This window comes from Paenibacillus sp. NPDC058174 (assembly GCF_042883865.1).
Lineage (GTDB): Bacteria > Bacillota > Bacilli > Paenibacillales > Paenibacillaceae > Pristimantibacillus.
This window is the reverse complement of the sequence record NZ_JBHVUY010000001.1, coordinates 2,576,370-2,591,965: the sequence shown is the minus strand read 5'-3', so window position 1 is coordinate 2,591,965 and position 15,596 is coordinate 2,576,370. Positions and strand designations below refer to the sequence as shown.

Annotated in this window: 18 protein-coding genes; 13 read left to right on the top strand and 5 right to left on the bottom strand. The window is 49.6% G+C overall.

The annotated features are described in order from the left end of the window. Window positions 1-2: 2 nt before the first annotated feature. From ACFVVF_RS11570 to ACFVVF_RS11560, 3 genes are all read left to right on the top strand, one after another. Window positions 3-1,070, top strand: coding sequence for a sulfate ABC transporter substrate-binding protein (locus tag ACFVVF_RS11570; protein WP_387808638.1), 1,068 nt, complete (start codon window positions 3-5; stop codon window positions 1,068-1,070). A 113-nt stretch (window positions 1,071-1,183) separates the two neighbouring features. Further along, window positions 1,184-1,741 (top strand): RNA polymerase sigma factor, encoded by a 558-nt coding sequence (locus ACFVVF_RS11565; RefSeq protein WP_387808635.1) that lies wholly within the window; start codon window positions 1,184-1,186, stop codon window positions 1,739-1,741. Further along, window positions 1,738-2,469, top strand: a complete 732-nt coding sequence (locus ACFVVF_RS11560; protein WP_387808633.1) for a hypothetical protein — start codon at window positions 1,738-1,740, stop codon at window positions 2,467-2,469. Before ACFVVF_RS11565 ends, ACFVVF_RS11560 begins: the two co-directional genes overlap by 4 nt. A 59-nt stretch (window positions 2,470-2,528) precedes the next feature. Here ACFVVF_RS11560 and ACFVVF_RS11555 read toward each other — a convergent pair whose 3' ends face one another. After that, window positions 2,529-3,329 carry a Cof-type HAD-IIB family hydrolase gene (locus tag ACFVVF_RS11555; RefSeq protein WP_387808630.1) on the bottom strand — a complete coding sequence of 267 codons (801 nt, stop codon included), beginning with the start codon at window positions 3,327-3,329 and terminating at the stop codon, window positions 2,529-2,531. A gap of 202 nt (window positions 3,330-3,531) precedes the next feature. Between ACFVVF_RS11555 and ACFVVF_RS11550 the strand changes: the two genes are divergently transcribed. From ACFVVF_RS11550 to ACFVVF_RS11535, 4 genes are all read left to right on the top strand, one after another. Continuing rightward, window positions 3,532-4,947: a S41 family peptidase gene (locus ACFVVF_RS11550; protein WP_387808628.1), complete on the top strand. Its 1,416-nt coding sequence runs from the start codon at window positions 3,532-3,534 to the stop codon at window positions 4,945-4,947. A gap of 101 nt (window positions 4,948-5,048) precedes the next feature. Further along, entirely contained in the window at window positions 5,049-5,273 is a 225-nt protein-coding gene (locus ACFVVF_RS11545) for a DUF1450 domain-containing protein (protein WP_387808625.1), read from the top strand. A gap of 83 nt (window positions 5,274-5,356) precedes the next feature. After that, window positions 5,357-5,860, top strand: coding sequence for a ferritin (locus ACFVVF_RS11540; protein WP_188890643.1), 504 nt, complete (start codon window positions 5,357-5,359; stop codon window positions 5,858-5,860). Window positions 5,861-5,934: 74 nt separating this feature from the next. Beyond that, window positions 5,935-6,477: a hypothetical protein gene (locus ACFVVF_RS11535; RefSeq protein ID WP_387808622.1), complete on the top strand. Its 543-nt coding sequence runs from the start codon at window positions 5,935-5,937 to the stop codon at window positions 6,475-6,477. Window positions 6,478-6,581: 104 nt separating this feature from the next. Here ACFVVF_RS11535 and ACFVVF_RS11530 read toward each other — a convergent pair whose 3' ends face one another. After that, on the bottom strand, window positions 6,582-8,663 hold the full coding sequence (locus tag ACFVVF_RS11530; RefSeq protein ID WP_387808619.1) for an ATP-dependent helicase: 2,082 nt from the start codon (window positions 8,661-8,663) through the stop codon (window positions 6,582-6,584). A gap of 106 nt (window positions 8,664-8,769) precedes the next feature. Here ACFVVF_RS11530 and ACFVVF_RS11525 point away from each other — a divergent pair, with 106 nt between their 5' ends. Beyond that, window positions 8,770-9,333, top strand: a complete 564-nt coding sequence (locus ACFVVF_RS11525; RefSeq protein WP_387808616.1) for a GNAT family N-acetyltransferase — start codon at window positions 8,770-8,772, stop codon at window positions 9,331-9,333. Between the two features lie 22 nt (window positions 9,334-9,355). Continuing rightward, window positions 9,356-10,621, top strand: coding sequence for an MFS transporter (locus ACFVVF_RS11520; RefSeq protein ID WP_387808614.1), 1,266 nt, complete (start codon window positions 9,356-9,358; stop codon window positions 10,619-10,621). Here ACFVVF_RS11520 and ACFVVF_RS11515 read toward each other — a convergent pair whose 3' ends face one another. Then, window positions 10,622-11,365 (bottom strand): DUF3888 domain-containing protein, encoded by a 744-nt coding sequence (locus tag ACFVVF_RS11515; RefSeq protein ID WP_387808611.1) that lies wholly within the window; start codon window positions 11,363-11,365, stop codon window positions 10,622-10,624. It lies immediately after the preceding gene. A gap of 135 nt (window positions 11,366-11,500) precedes the next feature. Between ACFVVF_RS11515 and ACFVVF_RS11510 the strand changes: the two genes are divergently transcribed. Both ACFVVF_RS11510 and ACFVVF_RS11505 read left to right on the top strand, forming a co-directional pair. Then, on the top strand, window positions 11,501-12,040 hold the full coding sequence (locus ACFVVF_RS11510) for a GNAT family N-acetyltransferase (protein ID WP_387808608.1): 540 nt from the start codon (window positions 11,501-11,503) through the stop codon (window positions 12,038-12,040). A gap of 27 nt (window positions 12,041-12,067) precedes the next feature. Next, the gene (locus tag ACFVVF_RS11505; RefSeq protein WP_387808605.1) at window positions 12,068-12,529 is read left to right on the top strand and encodes an SRPBCC family protein; all 462 of its coding nucleotides are present in this window, start codon (window positions 12,068-12,070) and stop codon (window positions 12,527-12,529) included. Between the two features lie 10 nt (window positions 12,530-12,539). Here ACFVVF_RS11505 and ACFVVF_RS11500 read toward each other — a convergent pair whose 3' ends face one another. Beyond that, window positions 12,540-12,749: a cysteine-rich CWC family protein gene (locus ACFVVF_RS11500; protein ID WP_387809042.1), complete on the bottom strand. Its 210-nt coding sequence runs from the start codon at window positions 12,747-12,749 to the stop codon at window positions 12,540-12,542. 118 nt (window positions 12,750-12,867) lie between these two features. Between ACFVVF_RS11500 and fur the strand changes: the two genes are divergently transcribed. Beyond that, window positions 12,868-13,362 carry a ferric iron uptake transcriptional regulator gene (fur, locus tag ACFVVF_RS11495; RefSeq protein ID WP_387808602.1) on the top strand — a complete coding sequence of 165 codons (495 nt, stop codon included), beginning with the start codon at window positions 12,868-12,870 and terminating at the stop codon, window positions 13,360-13,362. Window positions 13,363-13,422: 60 nt separating this feature from the next. Here fur and ACFVVF_RS11490 read toward each other — a convergent pair whose 3' ends face one another. Further along, window positions 13,423-13,755 carry a DUF1904 family protein gene (locus ACFVVF_RS11490; RefSeq protein WP_387808599.1) on the bottom strand — a complete coding sequence of 111 codons (333 nt, stop codon included), beginning with the start codon at window positions 13,753-13,755 and terminating at the stop codon, window positions 13,423-13,425. An 850-nt stretch (window positions 13,756-14,605) separates the two neighbouring features. Between ACFVVF_RS11490 and ACFVVF_RS11485 the strand changes: the two genes are divergently transcribed. Continuing rightward, window positions 14,606-15,481: a helix-turn-helix domain-containing protein gene (locus tag ACFVVF_RS11485; protein WP_387808596.1), complete on the top strand. Its 876-nt coding sequence runs from the start codon at window positions 14,606-14,608 to the stop codon at window positions 15,479-15,481. Window positions 15,482-15,596 lie beyond the last annotated feature (115 nt).

Below are 15,596 nucleotides of genomic sequence, written 5' to 3'. Positions count from 1 at the left end.
CAATGATAAATAATCGAGCAACAAGCAGGCGTATTCTCACTCTGCTGCTTGCCGGAGCGCTGCTGCTGACATTAGCGGCTGGCTGCGGTAGCAGCAAAGGGCAGAATGACGCCGCATCTTCCGCTCCAGACGGTGATTTGACGCTTGTAATCGGTGCCTATTCAGTCGTGAAGGATGCTTTCGAAGAGCTTCTGCCGCAATTCCAGGCGCAATGGCTGCAGCAGACGGGACAGAAAATCGTGTTCCAGCAATCGTATGAAGCATCCGGCACACAAGCCCGGGCAATAGCCGGCGGCTTTGAGGCTGACGTCGCTGTGCTTGCGATGGAAGGCGATATCGACAAGGTGGCAGACGCCGGATTTATAACGCATGACTGGAAGGCTCAGCCTCATGCCGGAATGATTACGAAATCGATTGTCGTGCTGGGCACGCGCGCCGGCAATCCGCTTGGCATTACCGGATGGGATGATCTGATGAAGGATGGCGTGAAGGTGCTGTATCCGAATCCGAAAACCTCGGGCGGGGCGCAATGGGACATTAATGCGATGTACGGCGCTGGTCTCAAAAAGTCGGAGGAAGAGACAGGGAAGCCAGATCCTGCGTATGCGAAAAACTATCTGAAATCGATTCATGCGAACGTGGAGTCGCTCGATAAGAGCGGCCGTGCTTCTATGGCGGCGTTTGAATACGGCGTCGGCGACGTTATTGTGACTTATGAGAACGAGCTGCTGTCCCGTATCAAGCAAGGCGTGAAATACAATATCGTCATTCCGCGGGATACGATATTAATTGAGAATCCTGCTGCAGTCGTGGACAAAAACGTCGACAAGCATGGTACCCGCAAAGCGGCTGAGGCGTTCGTCGCGTTCCTGCAAAGCGAGCAGGCGCAGCGTGTGCTGGCCGATTACGGCTTCCGTGCCGTGGACGAGAAGGTTGCAGCAGATACGAAAGGGCGTTATGTCGAGCCTGAAGGGTTGTTCGATATTACGTATCTTGGCGGATGGAAGGAAGTCCGCAAGACGCTGTATTCCAAACGCGGCGTATGGTATCAGGTGCTGGCAGGGATATAAGCAGTATTTTAAAAAGCTAACAAAGCCATTGAAGCGGCTTTGTTAGCTTTTTTATTTTCAGAAGGATGGAACTTTCAGGTGTGTCAGTTGTCTGTTTAATAGGAGGTGAGGGAATGAAAGAAGCAGGGGCAGCCAAGGCCGCTCAGGAAGATTATCTTGCGACGCTAACAAGTGCCGGGCCGATGGAGATCGAGGCAATTGTTGCAAAATATTGGAGCGATATTTGGAATTATGCTTTCGTGCTAACGAAAAAGCATGATTTGGCAGATGATGTGACACAGGATACTTTCGTTCAAGCCTTTCTTGGGCTGGACAAGTTTCGGGGGCAAGCTTCCGTAAAAACATGGCTGTTAAAAATATGCCATAACGTGGCGATGAACCAGTTGAAATCTGCGTTTTTTCGAAAAATACTTCCTGTTGCCGTTGTTAGGCATTCCAGACAATCGGTATCTGCTGAAAGTGTGTTTTTCGCAAAAACAAAGCTGGATGCAGTCTGGGAGAGTATGCTTGACCTACCGTTAAAGCATCGGGAGGTTCTTATGCTAGAGATCAAGTACGAGTTGTCGATTGCAGACATTGCTGATTTCCTCGGCATTGCAGAAGGCACTGTAAAATCACGGCTGCACCGGGCCAAAGCTCAAATGAGGAAGAAGTGGAAGGAGGAAGAATGATGCCGGGCACCAACTTTGAAGATTCGTTGCGGAGGGAGCCTTATACTGAACCTCGGAGGGTTACGGCCCAACAAATTGAGCAGATAAAAGAAAGAGTCGCTCAAGGTGACCTAAAAAAGAATCATTTCAAATGGCTGATTCCTGTTTTGCTTAGTTTAGTTGTTTTAATCGGGGTATCCTGGTTCAAGTTGTCGTTTCAATCACCGAAGGCGGCAGAGAGTATTTCGATTACAATGCCATCAGAAGAGCGAACTTTAAGAATCATTAATAAATTTGATCCCGATAAAACTCGCTCCATTATTCATCAAGAGTTGTTGGATGAACGGCAGATATTAGTGCTCACTAAGATTATCAAGTCAGATGAAAAAACGACGGTATGGGAAGCCGGGGTTCTACATGAGGAGGAGGGCAGTCTGAAATGGTTGAAGAAGGGGGAGGTCACGACACCTTTCATTTCTAGAGAACAATATGACAAGCTCGCAGAGAAAGGAATAACGGATACGTTAACCCATGCTTTTGTTCCGTTAACGAATGCTAACGGCCGAACTCTTGTCATAGGCACGTCCATCGATCCTCATACAAATTCGATTGACATTACCGATTCTAATAACAATGTATACAAAGCTAGAAAAATACAAGCCAGCTTCTTGTGGTATACGTTCCTTTCAGAAAAACAACAATCTGAATACCGATTTGAACCGTCAGAAGAAGTTGTCACTGGAAAATAAAAAGGCAGTCAGGGTATCTCAATTCGAGATATTCTGACTGCCTTTTGGTATATAGCAATCTATTCGGCTTGCAGCACGAACTTGTCGATCACATGCTTCACGCCGTCTTCATTGTTGCTGAGCGTCACGTAATTGGCGAGTTCTTTAAGCGCAGGAACGGCGTTGCCCATTGCTACGCCAAGACCTGCCGCTTCGATCATCTCGCGGTCGTTCCACGCATCGCCGATGGCGATCGTCTGCTCGATGGAGCAGCCTAAATGCTCAGCCATGAAGCGGAGGGCATGTCCCTTCGTTCCTTCTTTATGCGTAAACTCCAGGTAATGCGCCTTCGATTTGGTCATATGCACTTTATCAGTGATCTGAGGCTTTAGTTCCTCCGCAATTTGATCCAAATAAGCGGGCTCGTCGATCATAAGCAGCTTCGTATTCGGCTTGTCCAGCAGCGCTTCCACGTCGTCGGCAACGACATAAGGAATTTTGGACAAGGCCGAGTAACCGCGGGCGCGGTCGTTGTCTTCAGCAACATAGAGCACATCATCAACATAAAACTGCAGATGCAATCCTTTTTCCTTGGCAAAAGCATAAAGCAGCTTCGTAATTTCCGTCGGAACGCTCCGTTCGTACAGCACCTGCCCGTCCAGCAGCGTCTTAACGAGCGATCCCTGATACGTGATAATCGGGACGTTCAGCTGAATTTGGTCGGCGATTTTGCGGGCGGAAGCGTACATCCGGCCTGTAGCTAGCGTAACGGTTACGCCTTGGGCAATGGCTTGCTCCAGTGCGACTCTAGTGCCGTCCGTCACGATTAGGTCGTCATTCAACAGGGTGTCATCCACATCAATAGCAATTAATTTATACATAAGCGCAGTCTAGCTCCTCTCTCTATAACTAGCCTGATTGTAGCGAAAAATAGGACGGTCTACAAGCCGCTGGCTATTATAGGGTATAATGATAGCAGTGGAATGCAAAGCGCACGGATAAGACGATGGCTGCGGCTGTTTGCTCCGTCGCCCTCAGATGAGCTACATTTAGAAGGACATACAGGAACCGGGAGTGACGGAAGTGAAATATTTTACGAATGAAGTGATGAAACAAAGAGCGCTTGCAATTGCAGCGCTGGGCGCGGTCGTGTTTGCGGCGGTCGGATTCGGTATCGGGTGGCTGTGGATGGGCTATAAGTATCCGATGCTGCGCGAGCCCTCATTCCGCAATTTTGCCGTTTCCTACGAGACGATCATGGACGATTATTTGAACGGTGCCAAGCCGGAGGATCTGATTAACGGAGCTTCCCAAGGTATGGTCGCCTCGCTGGAGGACCCTTACTCCAGATATTTGATTAAAGAGCAAGGCAATGCCTATACGCAGGGTTATGAGGGTGAATTTTCCGGTGTGGGCATTACAGTCCGGGAAGAGGACGGCTTGTTCGTTGTTGCTGCACTGACGAAGGGTGCTCCGGCAGAGCGGGGCGGTATTAAGCTGCAGGACGCGATCATTGCAGTAAATGACGAGAAGACGGCTGGCAAAAAATATGAACAGCTGATCGGGCTGATGAGAGGCGAGGAGGGCACGGAGGTGAAGCTTACCCTTCAGCGCGGCAACCAGATGCAGCCGATTGAAGTGAAGCTGATTCGCGAAGCGATTCCGGTGCATACGGTCACTTCGGAAATGCTGGAGGACGGAATCGGCCATATTACGATCAGCCGGTTCGCTCAGAAGACGGGCGATGAGTTCGAGACTGAGGTTGCCAAGCTGCAAAAGCAGGGCATGAACAAGCTGCTGCTTGATATGCGCTCCAACCCAGGCGGCTTGCTGCAGTCGACTCTGCAAATCGCCGATATTCTTGTGCCAAAAGGAAAAACGGTGCTGCAGGTCGTCTACAAAAACGACAAGCGGGTTATTACGTACAAATCCAAGCAGGAGAAGCCTTGGAACATTCCGATTGCCGTTCTCGTCAACGGCCAATCCGCAAGCGCCAGCGAGGTACTGACGGCCGCTCTGAAGGAGTCTGCCGGTGCTACGGTAATTGGGGAGAAGACGTACGGCAAAGGCGTCGTGCAGGCATTCCAGCAGTTTAAAGACGGCTCAGTGCTCAGTTTGACGGAAGCGCAGTGGAAAACGCCTGGCGGTACATGGATTCATAAGGCCGGAGTAACGCCGGATATCACCGTAGAACTTCCTGCTTACGCTTCACTTCGTCCGCTTCCGGTTGGCAGCGAGCTGAAGACAGGAAGCTATGGCGAGGACGTGAAGACGCTTCAGACGATGCTGAATGTGCTGGGTTATGCGGATACCGGCCAGCCGGGTCTGTTCGATGCGGAGACAGAGCAGGCGCTGCGCCGCTTCCAGCAAGACGAGAAGCTGCCAGCTAGCGGTTTATTCAATGACAAAACGGCTTACCGTATTCTGGATCGTCTGAACAAAAAACTGGAGCAGGAAGACACGCAGTTGAAAAAAGGACTAGATGTGTTGAAAAAATAAAGCTGTCACATTTGTCCCCCGCTATTGACAACGGGAATGATAATTAATATCATTTGAGTAATACACCGGTGCGTTTGCATGGCGGTTGCGGGGTGACTGGAATGAAGAAGATCAAATATTGCTCGCGCAATATGAAGAATAACGGGACAAAGCCTGTCTACAAGGCGATGAAGTCGAAGTATCCCGAGATCAAGATGAAGAAAAAGGATTGCCTTGGCAACTGCAGGACATGCAAGCACGAGTGTTTCGTGATGATTAAATCGGATACGGTAAAAGCCGATTCCGCCGATAAGCTGTATAAACAACTGAAAAGACTGATCGGATAAATTTACAGGAGGGATGGCATTTGCCGTCCCTTTTATTTGTGGTAGAATATAGATAATTCTTGAGAAGATGAGGTGCATAAGCGATGAATGACAAATTAGCGGAAGCTCTAAACGATCAAATGAATTTCGAATTCTATTCGGCGCATGTGTATCTTGCAATGGCAGCCTACTGTTCGGCTGAAAGCCTTGAGGGCTTCGCCAACTTCTTTATTATTCAGGCTGAAGAAGAACGTTTTCACGCGATGAAAATATATAAGTTCCTGAATGACCGGAATCGTCGTGCTACGCTGACGGGTCTGGGCGATCCGAAAAACGAGTACGCTTCGATGCTTGACGCATTCGAGCACGGTTACGCGCATGAACAGCAGAACACGAAACGGTTCTATGATCTTGCCGATCTGGCACTGAATGATCGTGAGCATGCGACGATGTACTTCCTGAAATGGTTCATCGACGAGCAGGTAGAGGAAGAGTCCCTGTTCGACAGCATCATTCAGAAGCTGAAGCGGATTGATAAGGACAGCAACGCATTCTATATGCTTGATGCAGAGTTCGCACAGCGTACGTTCGTAGCACCGGCAGAATAATTCGACAACAAAGAAAAGGGACAGGCTGCAGAGGGCCGGTCCCTTTTTTTTATGGGGAAAAGGGGTGTCTGATTTTGTTTTATAGCATTCAAAAGCTGGTCGGGTTTGCTTTCCTGGCCGTCGGTGTCATCTGTTTGTTTACAGCCAGTCCATGGATAGGAGGAATTGTTCTATTTGGCGGTTTTGTTCTAGTGTCATTAGGTGAACTGATTTTATTGTTGAAAGCGATGCATGACCGGCAGCTGGGCTTGCCTCCCAGCAAGGAGCAGCTTCAGCGGATTATTCAAGCTACTCCTGTACTGGCGTTTACATCTGAATCGCTGACGATTTCTCCGGTCGATGGCTCCGAATATCCCGTAATCGAGCTTGATGGGGAGAAATATGCGCGAGGAAGAGCCTTTGTGCGGTATATGTCGCAGTTTGGGAACCGATATTCATTTGAATTTCCTAATACCGATAAGCTGGAGCTGCGCTGCTCAGTGAATTATAGCAAGGGCGTTCCGTTATTCGGTTATGAGGAGCAGGTGTTTGTTAAGCTGTCGGTTCTTCCGATTGCGTATCGTTTTGAAGCAGAGAAGCTGATTGTGGAAGCTTTGGAACCCGCTCCGCAGCAGTAGCCGTAGAAGCGATCGGCAATATTGGCCGGTTCATCCGAACGGAGTTCCAGAGAACCGGCCAAGTTTAGTCATTGTGGAGCAGTAGTCTTGGTATGAGCTGTGTGCTAATCATAAGCAGACAATAAGAACGGTGAGACGGCGGCAGGCTTGCCGCGATAATAGGCGGGGGAGCTGATATACAGCTCTTCCTGCGCCCGTGTAACGGCAACGTAAGCAAGACGCCTTTCTTCCTCCAGCGCTGCCTCCGCCTTGTTGTCGCCTGCCTGCAGAACGCTGCGGTCGCTGTTCTTATCGGCAGACATTGCCGAGCTGTGGGGCAAAATGCCCTCCGAGACGCCGCATACGAAGACAACCGGAAACTCAAGTCCCTTCGACTTATGGATCGTCATAAAGTTGACGGCGTCGGCGTTGCGCGGATCGAGCTTCAGCAGCTTCATTTCCTCATGCTTGGCTGCAATCTCGTCGATAAAAGCGAGAAAAGGCTCAATGCGCTGGAATCGTTTGGCTGCGGCTTCCAACTCGTCGAGCATTTCCTTTAGCGACTCCTTGTGCTCCGTTAGCGCGGCTTGGCCTTTATTCGCTTCCAGATACTGATCATAGAAGTTTGTCCGCAACAGCTTAATAGCGGCTTCAGGACGCATCGTTGCAAGCGAACGGATCAGCTTAATCCGTTCTTTGATTTTCTCTTTATGAAATTCCTTAATCATCGGAAAACGGGTCAAATGAATGAGCGGCCATTTTTTCGCCTGCTTTTTCTCCTCGTTCCAGATAAAGGCCATCGCCTGATCGGGCTTCACATACATCGTCGCCAGCATCGCTTCCATCGCATCGAAATTGCGCCGTTCGATAGACAAGCGCAGATGGGCGATGACGGGACGAATGATGCCCTGCTCGTAAAAGGAATCTCCGCCGCCATAGTCGATAAACGGCACCTGACGGATGACAAGCTGATCGAATACAGCGCGGCTGCTGCTCGCTGTCCGGAACAGAACCGCTATATCGCCATAGCTGCAATTGCCTTTGGCTTGCTTGGCGATAATGGTGTTCACAATCAGCTCCGCTTCATCGTCGGAGTTGCCCGGCCGGGCAAAGACCGGCGGCGCGCCATGCGGCTTGGCGGTCTGCAGCGTCTTGCTTCGCCGCTGCTTGTTGTGGCGGATAATCGCATTGCCAAGGCCAACGATACCGGAGCCGGAGCGGTAGTTGACGTCGAGAACGACGCTGCGGGCTCCGGGAAACTGCTGCTCGAAGTTCAATATATAATCGTTGCGAGCCCCGTTGAATGAATAGATCGTCTGATCATCATCTCCGACAACCATTAAGTTGCGGCTGGGCTCGACGAGCAGTTTAATGAGTGCGTACTGCACTTTATTCGTATCTTGGAATTCGTCGATCATAATGTAGCGGAAGCGGTTTTGGAAGGATTGAAGCAGCCGTTCCTCACGCACCAGCAGCTTGTACGCTTCCAGAAGCATATCGTCGTAATCGATGAGATGAGCTTCGCTTTTCCAAGCCTCGTAGCTGAGAAACAGCTGCTTGAGCTGCCGCTCTTCCTCATCGCCTTCAGGGAGATCTTGAGCTTCAATCATTTCAAGCTTGTACGCAGATAGCATAGCAATCAATGTTTCGGCTTGGTACGTCTCATGCAGATTGCGCTCGCGCAGCAGCTTTTTGAAAAACAGCTGTTTGCGGCCGGTTTCTCCGAGAATCGCCTGTTTATAACCGCTGCGCCGCAGCAGCAGCAGGCAAAAAGCATGGAAGGTCCGTGCTTCAATAGCTGATGCTGCGTGATCGCCGATATTTGGCAGCTTGGCAATGCGCTCACGCATTTCTTCCGCGGCTTTCTTAGAGAAGGTCATCATTAGCAGCCGATGAGGCTGAACGCCCCGTACAGAAAGCAAGTAGCCAGCGCGGCAGACAAGCACCGAGGTTTTGCCCGATCCGGCTCCGGCGATCGTCAGAAGCGGCCCGTCATGATGACGGACGGCGGCAATTTGCCGCGCATTAAGCTGAATGCCATGCGCCTCCAGCGAACGGAAATAGGAGGCATCGCTTTCGGTTGCGGCGACCAGCTCTGTGCTGGTGTCTGCCGAAGCCCGTTCGGCGGCGGGGAAGTTTTTATTTACAATGCCTATTGGACGTTTGAAATAAGTATAATTGTTTGTCCCTTTTTGATTCGTTGTCATAATGTTAATCACCTGTGCTTGATTATAGCATGATAGACAAGTGTGTATCGCGGTAAAATAGAACAAACATCATTGGTCTTTAGCAGAAGAAGGAGGCAGTGCGCAAATGATACAAGCAGCAAGGAAGGAAGACGGCCCGGAGGTTATGCCGTTAATGCACTCGGCGATTGGTTCAATTGCCTGCTCGCTTGCGGGTGTTGACGGGGAAGAGGAAGCGATGGGCATATTGGCCTCCTTTTACGAGGAGGAAGGCAACCGGATCAGCTATCGCAATGTTATTGTCGATAAGCGCGAAGGCAAAGTAGCGGGTATTCTTATCAGCTACGGCGGTGATGATGCAGAAGCGCTCGATCGCCCGTTCATAGAAAGAATTGAGCGGGAAAGCGGGCGGACAGGCTATGCAATTACGCAAGAAACCCGGCCGGGGGAGTATTATCTGGACTCGGTTGCCGTGCATGAGGATTTTCAAGGGCAAGGGATTGCCAAAGCGCTGATGGCTGCTTTCGAGGTGAAAGCGGCAGAGGAGGGCTACGACCGCGTTACGCTGATCGTCGAGGAATATAATGACCGGGCCTATGCATTGTATGTAAAGATGGGCTACCTAGAGGACGGTGTGCTGGAAGTGAGCGGACACCTCTATAAGCGTATGGTTAAGCAAATTTCACTATAGAACAGGGAAGAGAGTGAAGCCGATGGCAGAGATTGGGTTAGGCCGAAAAATCGCGTATAGCTCGGGTAATTTATCCGTCAATTTAATTGCACAAGCTTTTGCGACATACATCGTTTTCTACTACGTAGACGTATTAGGCGTTAGACCTTATCTGATTACTTCGGCTATGGTCATTCACGGTATTGTGAATGCGCTGCTTAATCCGCTGTTTGGCTATTTGTCCGACCGGACGCAATCACGCTGGGGAAGAAGAGTGCCGTACATGCTGTTCGGGATGGTCCCGCTGGCGGCGCTTTTTACCGCAATGTGGTTTCCGGTTGGAACGGGGGCAGCTCTTTTCTGGTATTTTCTTATCGTCATATTGGCTTATGATGTTTTGTTTGTCATGGTCGTGCTCAATTATTCAGCTTTGTTTCCGGAGCTGTTCGTTACGATTAAGGAGCGGGCGGCCGTATCCTCGTGGCGTCAAATGCTGGGCATTATCGGCATGATTGTTGGCGTCGCGCTGCCTCCGCTCATTTACGGCAAGCTGGGATGGGGTGTGATGGGCGCCATTTTCGGCGCGATCGCATTGCTGTTCTTCATCGTGATGCTGGCAGGCAGCAAAGAGCGAGGGACTGCGCCGGAGGCGACGATCGGTTTCTGGAGCGCGCTTCGTTATACCTTTTCTAATAAAGCATTTGTCTATTATGTAACCGGAAGCTTGCTTGTGCAATTTACATTTGCTTTGCTGCCGGCAACGATACCGTTTTTCGCGAAATACGTCCTTGGAACAGAGGATAACGGCAGCACGATATTGCTCGGCTCTATTTTTCTAGTCGCGATTCCTTGCGTGTATGTTTGGGGGCGGCTTGTGCAGCGGTGGGGGCCTCGCCAGACCATTATTATCGCTGTCATTTGTTATATGGTTGCCCTTATTCCTTTTCTCTTCGTCACCACGCTTGCTGCTGCGGCGGTAACGGCGGGTCTGGTCGGCATCGGGCTTGCAGGACTGATGGTCTTGCTGGAGATTATGCTATCTGAAGTAATCGACGAGGATGAGAAGCGGACCCGTGAACGGCGGGAAGGGATGTATTTCGGGATGAATGGATTCATCGTCCGCTGGGGCGTTTCTCTGCAAGCGCTTACGACTGGTGTTGTACTCGAAGCTTCGCATTACGTGAAGGATGCGGCCCATCAGTCTGACGCTGCGATTATAGGTTTCCGCTCTATGCTAAGCCTGATCCCGATCGCAGCACTGCTGCTGGCCGTCTTGTTCTTCACCCTGTATCCGATTCGGAAAAAATAGCTACTCCATATACCAGAGAATCTCTTTCGCCATAGGCCGTCCGGCTTTTCGTTCTGCTGAGCCGCATAGCCAGCCTTTTATCCGGTCCTTTCTCAGCCTGATTGCAATGTTGGTGCCATCCGTTTGTTTAAGCAACAAATAGCCGAGACGTTTCGTTTCATTAAGCAGTGTAATGGGAGACAACGTGTTCTTATAACCGGAATTATATTCAGGCAGGTACTGGCTCGCGGCAAGCTCATTACAGGCAAGCAGAGGGCGAAGCTGCTGGTTGGTTTCCGCCGCGTATTGAAGCTCTTGCAATTTATAAGGCTGTGAGGAACTGTCATCGTTATTTAGATTGAAGGCAGTGAGAAGCTCATTCGTTAACATGACACGAAATTGCTCAAGCTTGTGCTCCCACTCATCTCCTTTGTGCAAGTAACGGATTAGCTCTGGGGCTGCGCGTCTAGGTGCGGGTTCGATTTTAAAAGTAATAAGGTCATGGCCTAAAGGCGGCATTTGCTTATGCTGGAACGTCGAAAGCTCGACGGCAATGATTGCAGGGCTGGGGCGGTTCACTCCAATAACGCTGTAGCCCTTCTGCTGTCCATAATAGGCTGAGACAGCTTGCCGGATGGAAGGCCCCAGCAACTGCTGCACTGCGTGATGATCATCAGGCGGGAGCTGCGAATGGGCAGGAGCGGCGGTTTGCTGCGTAAGCAGCCAGACAAACAAGAGGAAGACAACTGTCATATAGAGCTTCATCGCATAAAACTCCTTGTTCGCATAACCTTTATGTCCGTAGCGTACCCGCGGCAGCAGTGGTCCATGCTTTTTCCTTCAAAAAAAGCTGCATATTGCCGATGTATTTACTATTCGCACAACAAGGAGAAGTGGAAGATGAATCTGATTCCTTCTGTATGGAGAACATTTGCCTATAAAATGGCGGACCTGGAGCGGCAAGAAATTGATGCTGTGCAGCAAATTTACAATTCATGCACCGCGATAAGCGAATGGGACGGGAGAACCTATAATCCCCGCTATGCTGAGGAGTCGTTTGAGGTTGGCGTTCTGCCGGAGGGCGGCGTCAAAGAGCAGTTCAGAATCCAGACGATCCGCAATGAATCGATGGACGAAATAATCGGCTTTATATGCTTGTACCACGGGTATCCGCGGGAGAGCTCGATTTATCTTGCATTTATGGGTATCGCTTCTGATCATCAGAAGCAAGGCTACGGCAAGCAGGTCGTTAAGCAGTTGCTTATCGAGGCTAGAAGATTGGGGTATACCGAGATTCGAGTCAACGTCTCGTTGAAAAACTGGCCGGCGCTCCGCTTCTGGACACATTCCGGCTTCAATCATATTAGCGGCATTTTTGGCGATAAAAAAATATCGGACGAGCATTTTGCAGATGTTGAACTGGTCAACGAGCTGGCTTAATTGCAGTGACGAGCAGGTGGAGGAAGTATGGCGACGACTGTAACGACAAGAATTGAGATTGAAGCGCCGATTGCTTTATGTTTTGCAATGGCAAGCGATATTGGGGTTCATACGAGGACGGTGTGGAGACATACGAGGGAAAAGGCTGTAGCGGGCGTTACCGACGGGCCGATTAAGGGAGGAGAGACCGTGACCTTTGAAGCTACGCATTTCGGCGTCAGGCAGCGGCTTACTTCCCTTATTTCTGAATTTGAACCGCCCCATATGTTTGTCGACGAGACGTTGAAGGGCGCTTTTAAGAGCCTTAGACATATCCATGAGTTTAAACAGATCGGTAACATCACGGTGATGAGCGACACGCTTCATTTCGAAGCGCCTTTTGGTTTGCTCGGGCGGATCGTGGAGGCGCTTGTATTGAAGCGCTACATGAGACGTTTTCTCGAGCACCGTAACGAGCAGCTCAAGAAACTTATATTAGAGAAATTGTGAGAGCGGGAGGTTAATGGCTTGCTCCCGATTTCTTCTTGAATTCATCTAAGCAGCTTTTGCAAATACAGGCCGCATTTTTAAATTCATCCGGCACGGCATCTAGCAGCGCTTTCGGGAACGTTTCGCGAGCGCACCAACAGCTTCCGATTCCGGTTTCTGCAGATGAAGCAGTGGCTTCCATCCCGCAGCTATGATTTTTTTCGCATAGAGGGCATTTCATCGTTGGGTCTCCTTTTGTTAAATAAAATTGAAAACAAACGTTTACCTGATATCTTTTTTGGTCTATAATGATAACTAGATTATAATTATTATAATCAAGAAGGAAGCAGGTGATTGCCATGAATGTAAACTCAAAAATTAATATAAGCATAGAGCAAAAGCCCGAGCTTGAACAGATCAACCGGCAATTGAAGACGAAGGGCTTTAAGCTTACTGCGCAGCGTGAGGCGACGGTTAACATACTTCTGGAGTATGAGAAGGATCATTTGAGCGCGGAAGAGGTTTATTTGCTGGTGAAGCAAAACTATCCGGACATCGGACTGGCGACGGTATACCGTACGCTGGAGCTGCTCTGCGAGCTTCATATTGTGGAGAAGGTCAACTTTGGCGACGGCGTAGCCCGTTATGATCTGAGAGGCGAGGACCAGCCGCATCTTCATCACCATCTGATTTGTACAAAATGCGGCACTGTAGAGGAAATCAAAGAGGATTGGCTGCTGCCGCTCGAAAATCGGGTGCTTGCGGAATTCGGCTTTACCGTTAGCGATCACCGACTGGACTTTCAAGGCATATGCCGGGACTGCAACGCGAAGGCGCAAATGCCAGCCGTCTAAAAATAATATAAAAGCCCGGCTAGATGATGGGAAATCCTCCGTCCAGCCGGGCTTTTTTTGTCAGCTGCAGGGTACGCCGTTTATGTAATAGCTGTCCTCCCGGTATACCCGAAAGGCAATTTCGGAATCGGCAATACCGATTTCCTGCAGCTTGGCCGTAACGGCTGCTGCTACCTGGTCTCTGACAGTTTGTCCCCGTTCAAACCAGCCAATTTCTACAAACGGATAGCTGGTATCGCCGCTGCTTCCGCCATAGACGGATGTAGTCTGCAGCACATCCATCGTAAAATTATCGGTTCCACAGTCGCAAATAGCAGCGAGATCAACAGCGAGTGCCTCGCTCATGGTCAGCAGCTTGTCGGCTGGAACCCCTCTGAAAGTCAATTGCGGCATGCTGAATGCCCTCCTTATCCAATCCTGTGTGTATAATCAACCTTAACTCCCCTAGAATACTGTATTTGCTCCGCCTGCGAAAGAGCAGGAGGCAAGTTTGCAGGACAAAAAGCAACTTGAATCCGGATATGTGAAACCCTCCTAACATGCACGTATTGCCGTCCGAACAGTGAAATCCTCTCAAATGTACCCTCCATCCGTCCCACAAGATAATCAAAATGTAAAAGTGCATGTAGATTGGTCTCAAAATGCCCAAAATAGCGTTCAAAATGCAAAAGTACATTTGAAACCTCTCCATTTCGCCATATCGGCTCTTTTTCAGCCAATCAAACTGCACTTTTACATTTTGATGCAATAAATCGCCGAAATAGCGCCGTACAACCTGTATTTTTACATTTTGATTTGAAGGAGGAGTGAAGCGATCCTCTTTTAGGAAGCAGTTTGCACACATAGGGCGAGCGTAGCGATTTGAGTTCGTGCTGACTTTTCGCAGGTTCTCTCCATCAATCTATAGCGAATGCGAATAGACAGATGGAACCAAGAACGGCAGCACGAACCAAAGCGCGAAGCGATCCCGTTTTTTATGCGAAGAAGCAGCTTGCACGCATAGGGTGAGCGGAGCGTTTTGAGTTCAGGATGACTTTTCGCAGATTCTATCCATTTAATCATCGTTATAACGATGAGGATAATGGAATCAAGAACGGCAGCATGAACCAAAACGCGCAGCGATCCCAGCATCCAACGCCTCAGCTTTTTGTAAAAAACAGCTTGTCCGATGAGAGTTTTTATGACAACATAATCATGCCATTATTCTGACTTATCAGAAAACGTCGAGAGGAGCTCCCTAACCATGACAACGATCAGAGGCGGAGACATTCCAAGAGAAAAAGTAAGATTGGCAAAGCATTACCCCTTGTTTATTGGGGATACGATTGGCGTCGAAAGCTACTATCAGAAACTTCATTGGCATGATGTGCTCGAAATTAACCTGATCAAAACTGGCACGGGCTACTACATCATTAACGGCCGGCAATTTGAATTTCAGCAAGGCGATATTTTGCTCATCAACTCCAATGATTTGCACTGCGCCTATGAAACGAAGGACCTCGTCATGCTGGTTATTTCCTTCGATCCCTCCTGGCTGATCAGCAGCTTGCGGCTTGATCCCGAAATTTTAAGTCCGTTCCGGGAAATGGGCGTCAACTTTACGAATCTGCTGGACCGCCGCCATCCCCGTATTCATAAGCTTCGCTCTCTATTATTAGAGCTGCAGGAGGAGCATACAAGCGGACTGCGATCGCATACGACGATCGTTTATTCGCTGCTGCTCCGGTTTCTTGCGACCATTAACCGCGATTTCCGCATCGAGGCTGCCGCGGGTGCAGCTAGCCAAATCAGCGAGCGCCAGCTGGATAAAATGCGCTATGTCATCATCGAAATGGAACGCAATTTCGCCCACAACTGGACGCTTGCGGAGCTTGCTGCGCTCGTCTACCTCAGCCCTTCCCGGTTCAGCGATATTTTCAAACGCGCTGTCGGGATGCCCCCGCTTTTATACCTCATCCATATCCGTCTGGAGCGTGCGATTGATCTGCTCGAAAACAATCAAATGAAGATTACCGACGTTGCACTTGAATGCGGTTTCAGAACGTTGTCTAATTTCAATCGTCTGTTCAAAAAGCATATCGGCGCTTCTCCGAAGGAGTCACGGCGTCTGCAAGGCTAATACCAGTAAGATTGTGTCAGTTTCTAACGGTTTAGGCGAAGAATGTCCCGAATCGGGGAGCTACAATAAGGGAGTAAGAAGTTGCGCAGGACGTAACTTCAATATGTGACAAAAG